General features: G+C 60.9%; 13 protein-coding genes. 8 read left to right on the plus strand and 5 right to left on the minus strand.

Features of this window, described 5'->3' with window-relative positions:
• Positions 1–8 precede the first annotated feature (8 nt).
• The 6 genes from ispG (at position 9) to DA373_RS07250 (ending at position 6,410) form a co-directional block, all read left to right on the plus strand.
• Complete coding sequence (gene ispG / locus DA373_RS07225) at positions 9–1,127, plus strand: flavodoxin-dependent (E)-4-hydroxy-3-methylbut-2-enyl-diphosphate synthase (protein WP_107851648.1); 1,119 nt, start codon at positions 9–11, stop codon at positions 1,125–1,127.
• 40 nt (positions 1,128–1,167) lie between these two features.
• Complete coding sequence (gene hisS, locus DA373_RS07230; protein ID WP_107851649.1) at positions 1,168–2,445, plus strand: histidine--tRNA ligase; 1,278 nt, start codon at positions 1,168–1,170, stop codon at positions 2,443–2,445.
• Between the two features lies 1 nt (position 2,446).
• On the plus strand, positions 2,447–3,085 hold the full coding sequence (locus tag DA373_RS07235) for a YfgM family protein (protein WP_107851650.1): 639 nt from the start codon (positions 2,447–2,449) through the stop codon (positions 3,083–3,085).
• Positions 3,086–3,087: 2 nt separating this feature from the next.
• Positions 3,088–4,260 carry an outer membrane protein assembly factor BamB gene (gene bamB / locus DA373_RS07240; RefSeq protein WP_107851651.1) on the plus strand — a complete coding sequence of 391 codons (1,173 nt, stop codon included), beginning with the start codon at positions 3,088–3,090 and terminating at the stop codon, positions 4,258–4,260.
• A 76-nt stretch (positions 4,261–4,336) separates the two neighbouring features.
• Positions 4,337–5,839, plus strand: coding sequence for a ribosome biogenesis GTPase Der (gene der / locus DA373_RS07245; RefSeq protein WP_107851669.1), 1,503 nt, complete (start codon positions 4,337–4,339; stop codon positions 5,837–5,839).
• Between the two features lie 130 nt (positions 5,840–5,969).
• The gene (locus tag DA373_RS07250; protein ID WP_107851652.1) at positions 5,970–6,410 is read left to right on the plus strand and encodes a universal stress protein; all 441 of its coding nucleotides are present in this window, start codon (positions 5,970–5,972) and stop codon (positions 6,408–6,410) included.
• 30 nt (positions 6,411–6,440) lie between these two features.
• On the opposite strand, the gene DA373_RS16385 is transcribed toward DA373_RS07250, so the two are convergent.
• Both DA373_RS16385 and mltF read right to left on the minus strand, forming a co-directional pair.
• Entirely contained in the window at positions 6,441–6,581 is a 141-nt protein-coding gene (locus tag DA373_RS16385) for a hypothetical protein (protein WP_198650263.1), read from the minus strand.
• A gap of 87 nt (positions 6,582–6,668) precedes the next feature.
• Positions 6,669–8,078 (minus strand): membrane-bound lytic murein transglycosylase MltF, encoded by a 1,410-nt coding sequence (gene mltF, locus DA373_RS07255; protein ID WP_107851670.1) that lies wholly within the window; start codon positions 8,076–8,078, stop codon positions 6,669–6,671.
• A gap of 201 nt (positions 8,079–8,279) precedes the next feature.
• Between mltF and purL the strand changes: the two genes are divergently transcribed.
• Positions 8,280–12,167 (plus strand): phosphoribosylformylglycinamidine synthase, encoded by a 3,888-nt coding sequence (gene purL, locus DA373_RS07260; protein WP_107851653.1) that lies wholly within the window; start codon positions 8,280–8,282, stop codon positions 12,165–12,167.
• Between the two features lie 65 nt (positions 12,168–12,232).
• Here purL and DA373_RS07265 read toward each other — a convergent pair whose 3' ends face one another.
• Positions 12,233–12,778: a DUF1439 domain-containing protein gene (locus DA373_RS07265; protein ID WP_107851654.1), complete on the minus strand. Its 546-nt coding sequence runs from the start codon at positions 12,776–12,778 to the stop codon at positions 12,233–12,235.
• 73 nt (positions 12,779–12,851) lie between these two features.
• Here DA373_RS07265 and cls point away from each other — a divergent pair, with 73 nt between their 5' ends.
• Complete coding sequence (cls, locus tag DA373_RS07270; protein ID WP_107851655.1) at positions 12,852–14,309, plus strand: cardiolipin synthase; 1,458 nt, start codon at positions 12,852–12,854, stop codon at positions 14,307–14,309.
• An 89-nt stretch (positions 14,310–14,398) separates the two neighbouring features.
• Here cls and DA373_RS07275 read toward each other — a convergent pair whose 3' ends face one another.
• Together DA373_RS07275 and DA373_RS07280 are read right to left on the minus strand one after the other, a co-directional pair.
• Positions 14,399–15,613 (minus strand): pyridoxal phosphate-dependent aminotransferase, encoded by a 1,215-nt coding sequence (locus tag DA373_RS07275; protein WP_107851656.1) that lies wholly within the window; start codon positions 15,611–15,613, stop codon positions 14,399–14,401.
• Positions 15,614–15,877: 264 nt separating this feature from the next.
• Positions 15,878–16,141 (minus strand): GrxA family glutaredoxin, encoded by a 264-nt coding sequence (locus tag DA373_RS07280; protein ID WP_107851657.1) that lies wholly within the window; start codon positions 16,139–16,141, stop codon positions 15,878–15,880.
• Positions 16,142–16,147: the final 6 nt, after the last annotated feature.

Below are 16,147 nucleotides of genomic sequence, written 5' to 3' on the forward strand. Positions count from 1 at the left end.
AGCAAACCATGTCCCAACACGAATCACCCATTATTCGCCGCAAGTCCAAGCAAATTCGTGTCGGCTCCGTGCTGGTGGGCGGCGATGCCCCCATCAGCGTGCAGACCATGACCAACACCCTGACCACGGATGTGGAGGCCACCCTGGCCCAGATTCAGGCGGTGGAAAAGGCCGGTGCCGACATAGTGCGGGTTTCCGTGCCCACCATGGAAGCGGCCGAGGCCTTCAAGGCCATTCGCGCCGGTACCAGCATGCCGCTGGTGGCGGATATTCACTTCGACTATCGCATTGCGCTGCAGGTGGCGGAATACGGGGCAGACTGCCTGCGTATCAATCCGGGCAATATCGGCCGGGAAGACCGCATTCGTGCCGTGGTGGACTGTGCCCGGGACAAGGGCATTCCCATTCGTATCGGGGTGAACGGCGGCTCGCTGGAAAAGGATCTGCAGGAAAAATACGGTGAGCCCACGCCTAAGGCACTGGTGGAGTCGGCGCTGCGTCATGTGGATATTCTTGACCGGCTCAACTTCGATCAGTTCAAGGTCAGTGTAAAAGCTTCTGACGTGTTTCTGGCGGTGGGCGCCTACCGGGAGCTGGCCCGTCAGATAGAGCAGCCCCTGCATCTGGGCATTACCGAGGCCGGTGGTTTTCGCAGCGGTGCGGTCAAGTCGGCCATTGGTCTGGGCATGCTGCTGGCCGAGGGCATCGGTGACACCCTGCGCATTTCCCTCGCCGCCGATCCGGTGGAAGAGGTCAAGGTCGGCTTTGACATTCTCAAGTCGCTGCGCATTCGCGCCCGGGGCATTAACTTTATCGCCTGTCCGTCCTGCTCCCGTCAGGAGTTTGATGTGATTGGCACCGTCAACGCGTTGGAAAACCGGCTGGAAGACATCACCACCCCCATGGATGTATCCATTATCGGCTGTGTGGTCAACGGCCCGGGTGAGGCGCTGATCTCCGATCTGGGCCTGGCCGGCGCCCAGCGCAAGAGCGCTTTTTACGACGGCGGCGAGCGGGTAGGGCGACTCGATAACACCGATCTGGTGGATGCCCTTGAAAGTCGCATTCGCGCCAAGGTCGCCATGATGGATCCCGCCGCCCGCATTCCGGTGCAGGACAAGGACTGACCCCGCTTTTTACCTATCGATTCAGAACAGAGAACTTTTTGTGGCCAAACAAATTCAAGCAATTCGAGGAATGAACGACTGCCTGCCGGAGCAGACTCCGGCCTGGCAACAGGCGGAAGCCGTGCTGCGCAATACCATGAGCGCCTATGGCTACAGCGAAATTCGTCTGCCCATCATGGAAGTGACCGGCCTGTTTCAGCGCGCCATCGGTGAAGTGACCGACGTGGTGGAAAAGGAAATGTATACCTTTGAGGACCGCAGCGGCGACAGCCTGACTCTGCGCCCCGAAGGCACTGCCGGCTGCGTGCGTGCCGGCATTGAGCATGGCCTGCTTTACAACCAGGAACGGCGCATGTGGTACATGGGGCCCATGTTCCGCTACGAACGTCCGCAAAAGGGCCGTTACCGCCAGTTTCACCAGTTCGGGGTGGAAGTGTTCGGCCTGCATGGCCCGGATATCGATGCCGAGCTGATCATGCTCACCGCCCGTTTCTGGAAGGCCCTGGGCGTGACCGAGCATCTGACCCTGCAGCTCAACAGCCTGGGTCAGCCGGAAGAGCGGGCCCAATACCGTCAGGCCCTGGTGGACTTTCTGCAGCAGCACGAGGAGCGTCTCGATGAAGACTGCCGCCGGCGCATGCACACCAACCCGCTGCGGGTGCTCGACAGCAAGAATCCCGAGGTGCAGGCGCTGCTGGCCGATGCGCCCGTGCTGTCCGACTACTTTGGCGAAGAGACCAGAGCCCACTTTGACGGCCTGCAGGCGCTGCTGAGCGCCGCCGGCATTCGGTTTGAAATCAACCCCCGGCTGGTGCGTGGCCTGGATTATTACAACCTCACCGTGTTTGAATGGGTGACCGAAAGCCTGGGTGCCCAGGGCACCGTGTGCGGCGGCGGCCGCTACGACGGTCTGGTGGAGCAGCTGGGTGGCCAGGCCACCCCGGCGGTGGGCTTTGCCATGGGCATGGAGCGGCTGGTGCTGCTGCTGGAAACCCTGAACCAGGTATCTGAACAACCGGCCCAGGCCGATGTGTATGTGGCCATGATGGGCGATGCCACCAGGGCGGCGGGCTTTGCCCTGGCCGAGCAGCTGCGGGACCAGCTGCCCGGACTCAGAGTGATGAGTCACTGTGGCGGTGGCAACTTTAAAAAGCAGCTCAAGCGCGCCGACAAAAGTGGGGCGGCCGTGGCGCTGATCCTGGGGGAAGACGAAGTCGCCCAGAGTCAGGTCACGGTGAAATTCCTGCGTGGTCAGGGTGAACAACAAACCCTGGCCCAACGCGAGCTGGTTGAACTACTCGAACAAAAGGGGATTTGAGTTGGACGTATACAGCACGGAAGAGCAACAGATTGAAGCCATCAAGCGCTGGTGGCAGGAATACGGCAAGGCCATCATTCTGGGCTCCGCCATCGGCCTGGCCGGCCTGTTTGGCTGGCGTTATTACCAGACCCATCAGCTCGAAACCCGCGGTGCCGATGCCGAGGCGTTTGAGCAGGTAAGCCAGGATCTGGCCACCCAGGGCAGCGCCGCCTTTGACCGCGTTGCGGCCTTTGTGAGTGAAAACCAGGGCAACAGTTATGGCGAGCTGGCGGCGCTGCTGCTGGCCGCGGAAGCGGTCAAGGCCAATGATCTGGCGCTGGCGCAACAGCAGCTGGAGCAGGCTCTGGCCGGCACTCAGGATGCGGCCCTGGCCAATACCGTGCGCCTGCGTCTGGCCCGGGTACTGATCGCCGGCGAACAGCTTGATGCCGCACAAAGCCGGCTCGATGAAGTGACCGGCGATGCCTTTGCCAGTCAGAAGCACGAGATACAGGGGGATCTGTATCTGGCCCGGCAGCAGCCCGCCGAGGCCCGTGCCGCCTACGAGCAGGCCCGAGCTGCCGGTGGCGTTAATGAAAATCCGGCGCTGACGCTTAAGCTTGACAACCTGGCTGCCCGGCCGGCACAGGGGGAATAAAAATGATGTCCCCCCTGAACAAGCTGTTGCCTCTGGCATTGGTGCTGGGCCTGACTGCCTGCGCCAGACAGGCACCGGTAGCACCGCCCAGTCCGCTGCCCGAGATTGACAATGTCTTTGATAGCGAGTCGCGCTGGTCCGCCTCCGTGGGCAAGGGGGTGGGGGATTACTATTCTCAGCTGCGTCCTGTGGTGGACGGGGACCGTCTGTTTGCCGCTTCCCGGGACGGTGTGCTCAAGGCCTTTGACCGCGTCACGGGTGATGAACAATGGAAAGCCGAGCTGGATGAGCTGGATATCAATAAAAACCAGCGCAGCCCGCGCATTGCCGGCGGCCTGACCGCTGCCTATGGCAACCTGTACTTTGGCTCGGAAAATGGTGTGGTCTATGCCGTTTCCCAGGCCGGTGGCGAGCTGCTGTGGGCGCAAAACGTGCCCGGTGAAGTGCTGGCGGCCCCGGCGGTGGATGAAGGCAAGGTGGTGGTGCATACCAGCGCCGGCAACCTGGTTGCGCTCGATGCCCAGAGTGGTGACCAGCAATGGCTGCTGCGCAATGAGCAGCCCAGCCTGACCCTGCGCAGCATGGCCACGCCGATTACCGCCGGCGGCGCCGTGCTTTATGGCCGGGCCGACGGGCGGCTGGGCATTGCCCTGCTGGACAGCGGTCAGCCGGTACGGGATACCCGCATTGCCAGCCCCCGCGGCGCCACCGAGCTGGAACGTATGGTGGATGTGGCCGCAAAGCCGGTGATCCTGGGCGATATTTTGTTCACGATCGCCTATAATGGCCAGCTGACTGCACACCAGCTGATATCCGGCCAGCAATTGTGGAAGCGCCAGTATCAGGGCTCGGAAGACCTGAGTACCGATGGCAGCCTGTTGTTTATTACCGACAGCCGCAGTCACCTGTTTGCGGTAGATGCCCGCAGTGGCAGCGAAGTCTGGTCCAACACCGGGCTTGAAAACCGCCGGTTAACGGCACCGGCCGTATTTGGTGATTATCTGGTGGCGGGAGATGGCGAAGGTTATCTGTACTGGCTGGATCGCAACACAGGTAAGCTGGTGTCGCTGGAGCGCATTGACAGCGCCGGTCTGTATGCGGCCCCCGTGGTTGCCGGAGATACGCTTTATGTGCAAAGCCGTGATGGCGAGCTGGTGGCGATAGCCCGCCCCTGAGTGAGTGACACGGCATTGCCTTCGGCTCCTGATCCCAACAATCAGGAGCCGTTATTGTTTTTTGGAGATGTTTTTTATGATGCCAGTAGTGGCTCTGGTGGGGCGCCCCAATGTGGGCAAGTCCACCCTCTTTAACCGTCTTACCCGCACCCGCGATGCGCTGGTGGCGGACTTTCCCGGCCTGACCCGGGACCGCAAATACGGCCAGGCCCGCTTTGGCGAGCTGGAATATATCGTGGTGGATACCGGCGGCATCGATGGCAGCGAGGAAGGCATTGAGCTGAAAATGGCGGCACAGTCACTGGCGGCCATCGACGAGGCCGACGTGGTGCTGTTTATGGTGGACGCCCGTGCCGGTCTGACCTCAGCAGACGAGGCCATTGCCGCCCACCTGCGCCGCTGTCAGAAGAAAACCCTGCTGGTGGCCAACAAAACCGATGGCATCGACGCCGACTCGGCGGTGGGTGAGTTCTACCTGCTGGGCCTGGGCGACATTCATCAGATCGCCGCCGCCCACGGTCGCGGTGTGCTGACCCTGCTGGAAACCGCACTGGCGCCCCAGCTGGAGGCGCTGGCCGGAGAGGCCGGTGATCAAGGCGAGAACGAAGCGACGGACGAAGACGAGCTTGAGTTTGATGAGGCCATGCTCGAAGACGCCATGGCGGCCCTTGACGAAGTGGCTGATGAAGAAGCCATGCCCTTTGAGGATGCGCCCATCAAGCTGGCCATTGTCGGTCGTCCCAACGTGGGTAAATCGACCCTGACCAACCGTATTCTGGGAGAAGACAGGGTGGTGGTATACGACATGCCAGGCACCACCCGTGATTCTGTCTATATTCCCATGCAGCGGGATGAGCAGGACTATGTGCTGATCGATACCGCCGGTGTGCGTCGCCGGGGCAAGGTACACGAGGCGGTGGAAAAGTTCTCTGTGGTCAAGACCCTCAAGGCCATTGAAGATGCCAACGTGGTACTGCTGGTGCTGGACGCCCGGGAAGGCATTTCCGATCAGGATCTCAGTCTGCTGGGCTTTGTGCTCAATGCCGGCCGCAGTATCGTGCTGGCGGTCAACAAGTGGGATGGCCTGAGCCAGGACGTGCGTGACGACATCAAGCGCGAGCTGGACCGGCGTCTGGGCTTTATCGATTTTGCCCGTCTGCACTTTATCTCGGCGCTGCACGGCAGCGGTGTAGGCAACCTGTTTGAGTCGGTAAAAGAGGCCTATGCGTCGGCCACCAAGCGGGTAAGCACCTCCATGCTGACCCGTATCATGCAGATGGCTCAGGATGATCACCAGCCGCCCCTGGTCCGTGGTCGCCGGGTCAAGCTCAAGTATGCTCACGCCGGGGGCTACAACCCGCCGCGCATTATTGTGCACGGCAATCAGGTTAAGGATCTGCCCGACTCCTACAAGCGCTACCTGATCAACTACTTCCGCCGTTCACTGCAGATCGTGGGCACACCCATTCGGGTGGAGTTCCAGGAAGGGGATAACCCTTATGCCGGCCTCAAGAACAAGCTGACCGCCAGCCAGCTGCGCAAGCGCAAGCGCTTGATGAAGCACCTCAAGAAAAAGTAAATCCCGATATAAAAACGCCGGCTCAGCCGGCGTTTTTTTTAGTCATTTGAGCCTCATTATTTTGCGCACTCCAGTACTGCCGCCTAGGCTTGTTATGCATTCCCGACTATTGATTCCATGGAGGAAGCATATGTACAAGTCTCTGCTGGTTGCGGTAGACGGCTCCAAACATGGCCGCAAGGCACTGGAGCTGGCCTGTCATCTTGCCAAGGTGGATAACGCCGAGCTGCATATTCTGCATGTTCCCGAGGTACTGCCCCACGAGGCAACCCTTATCTGGGGCATTGGCGCGGTCGCCATTAGTGACGAGCTTGAGGAAATGGAAGCCCTGGGCCGGCGTATTATTGCAGGCGCCGAGGCGGAAGCCCGTAAACTGGGTGTGAAGAACATGCAGGCCCATATCAGCAAGGGTGAGCCGGCCCGAACCATTATGAAGCAGGCCGAGGCTCTGGGCGTTGAAGTGATTGTAATGGGCACCCGTGGTCTGGGGGATCTGGCCGGGCTGGTGCGGGGCAGTGTGTCTCACAAGGTGGCCAACAGCGCCAAGTGTGGCGTGATCACCATTCGCTGAGCCTGAAGGAATGCTCAACGGTGGCAGACACTATTCAAAACCGGCCTGGGTCAGAAAATAGGTTACATTACGGCGCAATATCTTGCGCCGTATATCATTCATCATGATTTTGCGGCGGGTAGCGCCCAGTGGTTTGCGCTGTTTCAGCGCGATGCGTCTTCTTTTCAGCATGGCTTTCTCTCATCTTTTACGGGCCGCATGCTGCGGCCTTTGTGCCTTGATATCAGCTTGTGATAACAGGGTAAAGTGACAATGTTATTAATATGTTGGATCTGTCGGGTGAGTCTCAGCCTGAGCGGTAGCAAGCCCGGTATCCGTGGCTGGCTTGTACAGCCACTGCAGGCTCTGATAGTACTGCCGAATATTGTTCACGAACTTCTGGGCCTCTCGGCCCCGGGCATAGCCATAGCGGGTCTTCCGGTGCCATTTGGCTTGATGAAGCAGTGGCAGGTTGTCCTTGACCGCCGCCCAGGCATCGGGATCCTGGCCCCGCAGCCGGGTAATGCGACGGGCATCCAGAAGGTGACCCAGACCGATGTTGTAGGAAGCCAGCGCAAACCAGATGCGTTCTTCTTCGGGAATGCTGTCGGGCAGACGTTCAATCAGGGAGGCCAGGTAGCCGGCCCCGCCGCGAATGCTCTGCTCCGGATCCAGCCGGTTGTCAACGCCCATCTGCCGGGCGGTGTCTTCGGTCAGCATCATCATGCCCCGCACGCCGGTATAGGACTGGGCATCGGGCTCCCAGTGGGATTCCTGGTAGCTCACCGCCGCCACCAGGCGCCAGTCCAGACTGCCGGCATGACGTTCAAACAGCGGGCGGTACTGAGGCAGCAGATCCTCCGCCCGGCGTAAAAACGTGCGGGTATCGACATAATCGAAATCCTGTATATGGCCAAAGTATTTTTCATTGAGGCGGGCCAGTACGCCCGCTTCCCGCTGCCCGGAAAAGTAGGCCAGCATGGCCGCCAGCAGGCTGTCGTCATCGCGCCGGTCCATGACCCAGGCCACCGGTCGGGAGCTGGGCAGGCTGAAGGCGGCGTCCACGTTGGGATAATAGCGCTGGGTGCGGGCCAGCAGGGTATCTTCCACCAGGGTATGGTCGGTGCGGCCTTCGGCTACCTGGCGCAGCAGATCTTCCGCATCCGTGTCCTTGCGGAGCTCCCATTGCAGCCCGGGCAGCTTGTGTGCCATGCGCTGCAGCCATTCCGCCTGGCTGGAGCCAGCCAGTACCCGGATGGTACCGGAGACCTGCTCCAGCCCCTTGGGCCGGGGTTCTCCCTTGCGGTAAACCAGAGTCTGAGCCACTTCGTACAGGCTGGGGCCAAAGCGGTAATGCTCACGGCGCACCGGCGTATCGATAAGGCCGGCAGCCAGCATGTCGACCTTGCCGGCGTCAAGCAGGGCAAACAACTCATTCAGACTGTAGGCCGGCACCATGGTGAGCTCAACCCCGAGGTACTCGGCAAAGCCCCGGGCCAGCTCGTAATCAAGGCCTTCTTCGCGCTCGTTGCGCAGAAAGTAATAAAGCGGATGATAGAGGGTGCCTACCCTCAGTTCTCCCCGGGCCTGAATGTGTGACTGCTGGTTGGCGGTATTATCGCGCTGGATATCACAACCGCTCAAGGTCAGCAGTCCCAGCAACAAGGCCATTCCGGCCAGCGTACGCATGGTATGCAATGGCAGCTCCTGATATGAAAACACCGGCATTTTATAGCAAAAGCCGGCGCATTCGTCAGGTTATTGCCGATATTTACGGCGCTGGCGCAGCCAATGCTGCGGTAAATCGGCGTCGACAGGGCAGGGGCGTAAACCTATAATACCGCCAGTTTGAGAACCCCCCATACACTCACGCTTTGAGAATTAGCCACTATGGAAATACTGAGAGGCTCACCGGCCTTATCCGGTTTCAGAACCCAGGCGATCATTCGTCGTGCCGAAGCACAATCTCTGCCGCTGTCCGCCATTGAAACCGAGTATGTGCACTTTGTTGCCCTGAGCGCCGAACTCGACGACGCAGGCCGGCAGACCCTGGCCCAGCTGCTCGACAGCCCCGCTGAGGGCATCACGCCTGCCGCCGGCAGCCGCCTGGTGCTGGTGACCCCCCGTCCCGGAACCCTTTCTCCCTGGTCATCCAAGGCCACCGACATTGCCCGCAACTGCGGCCTGGCCCAGGTCAAGCGCATCGAGCGCGGCATCGTTTACCATCTGAGCTTTGAGCGTGAGCCCTCCGAGGCCGAGCTGGCGGCGGTGCGTGCCCTGCTGCACGACCGCATGACCGAAGCCACCTTTGCCAGCCTGGCCGAGGCCGAATGCCTGTTTGCCGAGGCCGAGCCGGCGCCGCTGACCTCGGTGGACATTCTTGGCGGTGGCCGTGAGGCCCTGGCCGAGGCCAACGTGCGCATGGGCCTGGCCCTGGCCGATGACGAAATCGACTACCTGTTCGAGGGCTTCAGCAAGCTGGGCCGCAACCCCAACGACATCGAACTCTACATGTTCGCCCAGGCCAACTCCGAGCACTGTCGTCACAAGATTTTCAACGCCGACTGGACCATAGACGGCATCGAGCAGCCCAAGTCGCTGTTCAAAATGATCAAGAACACCTTTGAGCAGGTGCCCGAGCACGTGCTCTCCGCCTACAAGGACAATGCCGCCGTCATGACCGGCTCGCCGGCGGGCCGCTTTTTCCCCAGCCCCGAGTCCGGCGAGTACCGCTATCATCAGGAAGACATTCATATTCTGATGAAGGTGGAAACCCACAACCATCCTACCGCCATTTCTCCCTATGCAGGGGCGGCCACCGGCTCCGGCGGCGAAATCCGCGACGAAGGTGCTACCGGCCGGGGCTCCAAGCCCAAGGCGGGCCTGGTGGGCTTCAGCGTATCCAACCTGAAAATCCCCGGCTACCAGCGTCCCTGGGAGCAGGATTTCGGCAAGCCCGAGCGCATTGTCAGCGCCCTCGACATCATGATCGACGGCCCTCTGGGCGGTGCCGCCTTTAACAATGAATTCGGCCGTCCGGCCCTGCTGGGTTATTTCCGTACCTATGAAGAGCAGGTATCCAGCTTTAACGGTGAGGAAGTGCGCGGCTATCACAAACCCATCATGATCGCCGGCGGTCTGGGTAATATTCGCGGCGAGCACGTGGAAAAGGGCGAGATCCCGGTGGGTGCCAAGCTGGTGGTACTGGGTGGCCCGGCCATGAACATCGGCCTGGGCGGCGGTGCGGCCTCGTCCATGGCCTCCGGCCAGTCTTGCGAGCAGCTCGACTTTGCCTCGGTACAGCGGGACAACCCGGAAATGGAGCGCCGCTGTCAGGAAGTGATCGACCGTTGCTGGGCAATGGGCGACGACAACCCCATCGTGTTTATTCACGACGTGGGTGCCGGTGGCCTGTCCAATGCCATGCCCGAGCTGGTGAACGACGGTGACCGCGGTGGCCGCTTCTACCTGCGCGACATTCCCAACGACGAGCCGGGCATGAGCCCGCTGCAGATCTGGTGTAACGAGTCCCAGGAACGCTATGTACTGGCGGTGGCCGACGACCGGCTGGCCGAGTTTGAAGCCTTCTGCCGCCGGGAGCGTGCGCCTTATGCGGTGATTGGTGAAGCAACCGCCGAGCGTCACCTCAGCCTGCACGACGAGCACTTCGACAACCAGCCCATCGACATGCCCCTGGACGTACTGCTGGGCAAGCCGCCCAAAATGCAGCGGGACGTGGAAAGCAAACAGCATCAAAGCCCGGCGCTGGATCTGCACGGCATCAACCTGAAGGACGCCGCCGAGCGGGTGATGACCCTGCCCACCGTGGCCGACAAGGGCTTTCTGATCACCATCGGCGACCGCACCGTGACCGGTCTGGTGGCCCGGGATCAGATGGTGGGCCCCTGGCAGGTGCCGGTGGCCGACTGTGCCGTGACCGCCGCCGCCTACGACACCTACGCCGGTGAGGCCATGTCCATGGGCGAGCGCGCCCCGGTGGCGCTGCTCGACTTTGCCGCCTCTGCCCGTCTGGCGGTGGCCGAAGCCATCACCAATATCGCCGCCACCGAAATCGGCGAGCTCAACCGCATCAAACTGTCCGCCAACTGGATGTCTGCCGCCGGTCATCCCGGTGAAGACGCCGGTCTGTATGAAGCGGTCAAGGCCGTGGGCGAAGAGCTGTGTCCGGTGCTGGGGCTGACCATTCCGGTGGGCAAGGACTCCATGTCCATGAAGACCCGCTGGCAGCAGGACGGTGAAGACCGCAGCGTCACCGCACCGCTGTCGCTGGTGATCTCCGCCTTTGGCCGGGTGACCGACGTGCGCAGTACCGTCACGCCCTGGCTGCGTACCGATATGGGCGAAACCGACCTCATTCTGGTGGATCTGGGTAACGGCAAGAACCGCCTGGGCGCCTCGGCACTGGCTCAGGTTTATCGTCAGCTGGGTGACAAGCCCGCCGATCTGGACGATGCCGAGCAGCTCAAGGGCTTCTTCAACGCCATGCAGGCGCTGGTGGCCGAGAAGAAACTGCTGGCCTACCACGACCGGGGCGACGGCGGTCTGTTCGTGACCCTGGCGGAAATGGCCTTTGCCGGCAACACCGGCCTGGACGTGGAGCTGGATCTGCTGGGTGGCGATCACCTGGCGGCGCTGTTCAGCGAAGAGCTGGGCGCCGTGATCCAGGTACGCCGCGAAGACAAGGAAGCCGTGCTCACCTGCCTGGCCGGCCACGGCCTGGCCGCCTGCACGCACGTGATTGGCGAGCTCAACCAGGACGACACCCTGCGCCTGCTGGCCGACGGCAAGGAGCTGTATGCCGAGTCCCGCACCGAGCTGCGCCGGCTCTGGTCCGAGACCAGCTACCGCATGCAGGCCCTGCGTGATAATCCCGAGTGCGCCAAAGCCGAGTTTGAGGCCAAGCTTGAAAGCAACCCGGGCCTGTCTGCGTCCCTGACCTTTGATCCGAAGGAAGACATCGCCGCGCCCTATATCGCCAAAGGCGTGCACCCCAAGATGGCCATTCTGCGTGAGCAGGGTGTCAACTCCCACATGGAAATGGCCGCCGCCTTTGACCGGGCCGGTTTCAGCGCCGTGGACGTGCACATGAGCGATCTGCAAAGCGGTCGCCTGCGGCTGGACGAGTTCGCCGGCCTGGTGGCCTGTGGCGGCTTCTCCTACGGTGACGTGCTGGGTGCCGGCGGCGGCTGGGCCAAGAGCATTCTGTTCAACGAGGCCCTGCGCGCCCAGTTCGAGGCCTTCTTCCAGCGCGACGACAGCTTTGCCCTGGGCGTGTGTAACGGTTGCCAGATGCTGTCGCAACTGCGGGATCTGATCCCCGGTGCGGCCCACTGGCCCGACTTTGTACGCAACACCTCCGAGCGCTTTGAAGCCCGCTTCAGCCTGGTGGAAGTGCAGGAGTCACCCAGCCTGTTCCTGTCCGGCATGGCCGGCTCCCGCCTGCCCATCGCCGTGTCTCACGGTGAAGGCCGGGTGCAGCCCAAGCGCGCCGACATCGCCACGCTGGAAGCCAGCGGCACCATCGCCCTGCGCTTTGTGGACAACCATGGCCAGGCTACCGAGCGCTATCCGTTTAACCCCAACGGCTCTGCCAATGGCATTACCGGCCTGACCAGCGAAGACGGCCGGGTCACCATCATGATGCCGCACCCGGAGCGGGTGTTCCGTACCGTGGCCAACTCCTGGCACCCGGACAACTGGGGTGAGGACAGCGGCTGGATGCGCATGTTCCGCAATGCCCGCAAGCAAATCGGCTAAGTTGCCATTTGTCCTGCTACAGAAAAGCCCGCGCAAGCGGGCTTTTTATTTCCGTTTGCTGCAATTTATTGCAGCCCTTCCAGCGTCAGTTGCCCCGGACTGATGGTCAGGGTAAGCGCACTGTCCTTCAGGCGTTTTTGCAAGGGATCCTGCTCATCCAGCCGGTAAACCGGGTAGCGGGACAGGTAATCCGCCAGGCTCTGCAGCAGCAGCGGCAGCACAAACCCGGCCTGAGGGCTGGCATCGCTGTTGTTGAGGCGATACTCGAGCAGCTCGAACTCGTCCAGATAGAGGGCTCCCTGCTCTCTGTCAAAACGTGGCCGGGCACTGAAGTCACCACTGATGTCCCAGTCATACCGGGTTCCGCCCTGCTCCAGAAGGACGACTCCCCGTCCTGATACCCGGGCCTTGTCGGCTTCCTGGCGGCCCAGTGCCACCTGCATTTCTGCAATACGCACACCGGCTTTCAGCCAGTCACCCAGAGTGACAGGAAACTCCTGCCCCAGGCGAGTGGCCAGCTGTCGGTTGAGCTGTTGCTCGGTGAGCGTCAGGGTCTGTGCCGAGAGCGCCGTACTTATCCCAAAAAGAATGAAAAAAAGTATACTTTTCATAATGCTGTACTCATGATGCGAGGAGACGTCTGCTACAGTCTGCCCCGTCTCTTGAACAAGGAGCAAGGCGTTTTTGAGCGATTATATCTATACCGTTGCCGGCTGGTTGCTGTTTGCGGCCCATACCAGTCTGGTGGTGGGCGTCACCTTCAGGGTCATTATGAAGCGCCGGCCGGTGGGTGTATCCCTGGCCTGGCTGGCGCTGATCTTTGCCATTCCGGTGCTGGGGGCGGCGACTTATATTTTGTTTGGCGAGGTACGTCTGGGGCGCAAGCGGGCCGAGCGGGCGCGGGCCATGTACCGCCCCCATGCCGACTGGATCAACGTACTGGTCACCCGCTTTCCCGGCCAGCAGTTCGAGGTCAACGATCAGGTCAGGCCCATCTATGAGCTGGTAAAAGCCCGGTTCAATATGCCCATGCTCAGCGGCAATGGCATGACCCTGCTGCAACAGCCGGCGAACATACTGAGCTCGCTGCGCATGGATATAGAGCGGGCACGCAGCTCCTGTTACCTGGAATTCTATATCTGGCATGAAGGCGGTATGGCCGATGCCATCGCTCATGCGCTGATGGCGGCGGCCCGGCGCGGCGTGGACTGCCGGGTGCTGCTGGACTCGGTGGGCAGCGCCGACTTCTTTCGCAGCCGCTGGCCGGCCCGGCTGAAAGAGGCCGGGGTCAAGGTAGTGGAAGTGCTGCCGGTGGGTGCCTTTCGTGTGCTGTTTGAACGACAGGATCTGCGCATGCACCGTAAGCTGGTGGTGATCGACGACGATGTGGCTTATACCGGCTCAATGAATCTGGTGGATCCTGCCTGCTTCAAGCAGGATGCCGGTGTGGGTCAGTGGGTGGACATCATGCTGCGCATACGGGGTCCTATCGTGCCCATTATCTGGTCGCTGTTCGTCTGGGACTGGGAGATGGAAACCGGTGAGCGGCTGCTGGAGCAGCTGGAATATCATCCCATCAGCTGCCTGGATAATCAGCTGAAACTGCAGCTGTTGCCGTCCGGCCCCTTTATGGGCGGAGACGCCATTTCCCAGAGCCTGCTCAGTGCCGTGTATCAGGCCCGGCGCCGGCTGGTGCTGATCACCCCCTATTTTGTGCCCGACGATCCCCTGGTGGCGGCGCTGTGCTCCGCCGCCGACCGGGGCGTGGAGGTGCAGCTGCTGTTGCCGGCGAAAAATGACTCGCGCATGGTCAACCATGCCTGCAACGCCTTTTTTGACGAGCTGCTGCACGCCGGTGTGGAAATTCATCTTTATTCCGCCGGACTGCTGCACACCAAGTGCGTGCTGGTGGATCACCAGTTTGGTCTGGTGGGCACGGTAAACCTGGACAGGCGCAGTTTCTGGCTGAACTTTGAAATGACCCTGCTGATAGACGACGGTCAGGCCATGGGGGAGTTGCTGCAGCTGGCGGATGGCTACCTGGCGGACGCCAGACCCCTGTCGTGGCTGGAGTGGCGCAAGCGGCCGCTGCGCAAGCGGCTGCTGGAAAACCTGTTTTATCTGCTCAGCCCGTTGCTTTAAAAACAGGGAATAGGGAGGAACGATTCCCTAATCCCTAATCCCTAATCCCTAATCCCTAATCCCTAATCCCTAATCCCTAATCCCTGGGGTTACTGCTTGTAATGCTTGAGGAAGCGGGCAATACGGCCGACGGCGTCCTCGATGTCGTCGACCCGGGGGAGGGTGACCAGGCGGAAGTGATCCGGCTTGGGCCAGTTAAAACCGGTGCCCTGTACGATCAGCATTTTTTCCTGCAGCAGCAGGTCATACACCATCTTTTGATCGTCCTTGATGTTGTACACCTTGGGATCCAGCCTCGGGAACATATAGATGGCGCCCTTGGGCTTGACGCAACTCACACCGGGGATCTCGTTCAGCAACTCCCAGGCCCGATCCCGCTGGCGGCGCAGCCGGCCGCCGGGCAGCACCAGCTCGTTGATGCTCTGATAGCCGCCCAGGGCCGCCTGAATGCAGTGCTGCATGGGCACGTTGGCGCACAGCCGCATGGAGGAGAGCATCTCCAGCCCTTCTATATAATCCCGGGCCTGGTGCTTGGGCCCGCTCAGCATCATCCAGCCCTGGCGGAAGCCGGCGGCCCGATAGCTTTTCGACAGGCCATTAAAGGTGGCCACCAGCACATCGTCACACAGGGTGCACACCGAGTGGTGGGCCACGTCGTCGTAAAGAATCTTGTCGTAGATTTCGTCGGCAAAAATAATCAGCTTGTTCTGGCGGGCGATTTCAATCACTTCCAGCAAAAACTCGCTGCCATACACGGCGCCGGTGGGGTTATTGGGGTTGATCAGCACTATGCCCTTGGTACGCGGGCTTATTTTGGATCTGATGTCGTCCAGATCCGGATACCAGTCGGCCTGCTCGTCGCACATATAGTGCACCGCCTTGCCCCCGGACAGGGTCACGGCGGCGGTCCACAGCGGGTAGTCGGGCGCCGGCACCAGAATTTCATCGCCGTTGTTGAGCAGGGCCTGCATCGCCATCACGATCAGCTCCGACACGCCGTTACCGATATAGATATCGTCCAGATCCGTGGTACGCAGCCCTTTTTGCTGGTAGTACTGCATTACCGCCTTGCGCGCCGAAAACAGCCCCTTGGAATCGCAATAGCCCTGGCTGGTGGGCAGGTTGAGAATCGCGTCTTTCAGCAGCTCTTCCGGCGCATCAAAGCCGAACGGCGCCGGGTTGCCGATGTTCAGTTTGAGAATACGGTGTCCTTCGTCTTCAAGGCGGCGGGCTTCCTTGTGAACGGGTCCGCGAATGTCATAACAGACGTTGTCCAGCTTGTGGGATTTTTCTACGGAATGCATGGGTGTTTACGGCCTCGGAATCATACGGCTGCCCGGCGGGGTGGAAAACCGGCAACAGCCGGTCCGGCCCCGGTTTTAACGGAAGTCCGGTCCGTTTGCGGGCAGTACCATTCAGGTAATGGAGTCCATGATGGAGCTTTGGCTGCCGAATGAAAAGAGGAAAAAGGGGAGCTTGAACGAAAAAAATTCTGAAAACGGTGATTTTTCAGCAAGGTTGGCGTGAAAGTCACCAGCAGGGCGGCCTCTCGGCCGCCGGAAAGCCACTTACTGGTACAAGCCCAGATGTTCCTTGGCGTGAGCTTCAAAGTCGGTAAAGCCGCCAATATGCTGCTGGTCGAGGAAGATCTGCGGTACGGTTGCCACCGGCTTGCCCACGGTCTTTTCCAGGTCTTCCTTGGAAATGCCTTCGGCGTGAATGTCCACATAACGGTATTTGAAATCTTCCCGCTCGGCGGTGAGCTTGTCCGCCAGCTCTTTGGCGCGAACGCAGAAGGGACAACCGGGACGACCAAAAATCACTGCAAACATGCTGTT

Origin of the sequence: Oceanimonas marisflavi (assembly GCF_003049725.1) — a bacterium.
Lineage (GTDB): Bacteria > Pseudomonadota > Gammaproteobacteria > Enterobacterales > Aeromonadaceae > Oceanimonas > Oceanimonas marisflavi.

Bases quoted from the DNA above. Each gene is read 5' to 3' on its own strand.
- der (WP_107851669.1), top strand. From the start codon at position 4,337: ATGATGCCAGTAGTGGCTCTGGTGGGGCGCCCCAATGTGGGCAAGTCC.
- ispG (WP_107851648.1), top strand. From the start codon at position 9: ATGTCCCAACACGAATCACCCATTATTCGCCGCAAGTCCAAGCAAATT.
- DA373_RS16385 (WP_198650263.1), bottom strand. From the start codon at position 6,581: ATGCTGAAAAGAAGACGCATCGCGCTGAAACAGCGCAAACCACTGGGC.
- DA373_RS07280 (WP_107851657.1), bottom strand. From the start codon at position 16,141: ATGTTTGCAGTGATTTTTGGTCGTCCCGGTTGTCCCTTCTGCGTTCGC.
- DA373_RS07275 (WP_107851656.1), bottom strand. From the start codon at position 15,613: ATGCATTCCGTAGAAAAATCCCACAAGCTGGACAACGTCTGTTATGAC.
- mltF (WP_107851670.1), bottom strand. From the start codon at position 8,078: ATGCGTACGCTGGCCGGAATGGCCTTGTTGCTGGGACTGCTGACCTTG.
- bamB (WP_107851651.1), top strand. From the start codon at position 3,088: ATGATGTCCCCCCTGAACAAGCTGTTGCCTCTGGCATTGGTGCTGGGC.
- purL (WP_107851653.1), top strand. From the start codon at position 8,280: ATGGAAATACTGAGAGGCTCACCGGCCTTATCCGGTTTCAGAACCCAG.
- DA373_RS07250 (WP_107851652.1), top strand. From the start codon at position 5,970: ATGTACAAGTCTCTGCTGGTTGCGGTAGACGGCTCCAAACATGGCCGC.
- DA373_RS07265 (WP_107851654.1), bottom strand. From the start codon at position 12,778: ATGAAAAGTATACTTTTTTTCATTCTTTTTGGGATAAGTACGGCGCTC.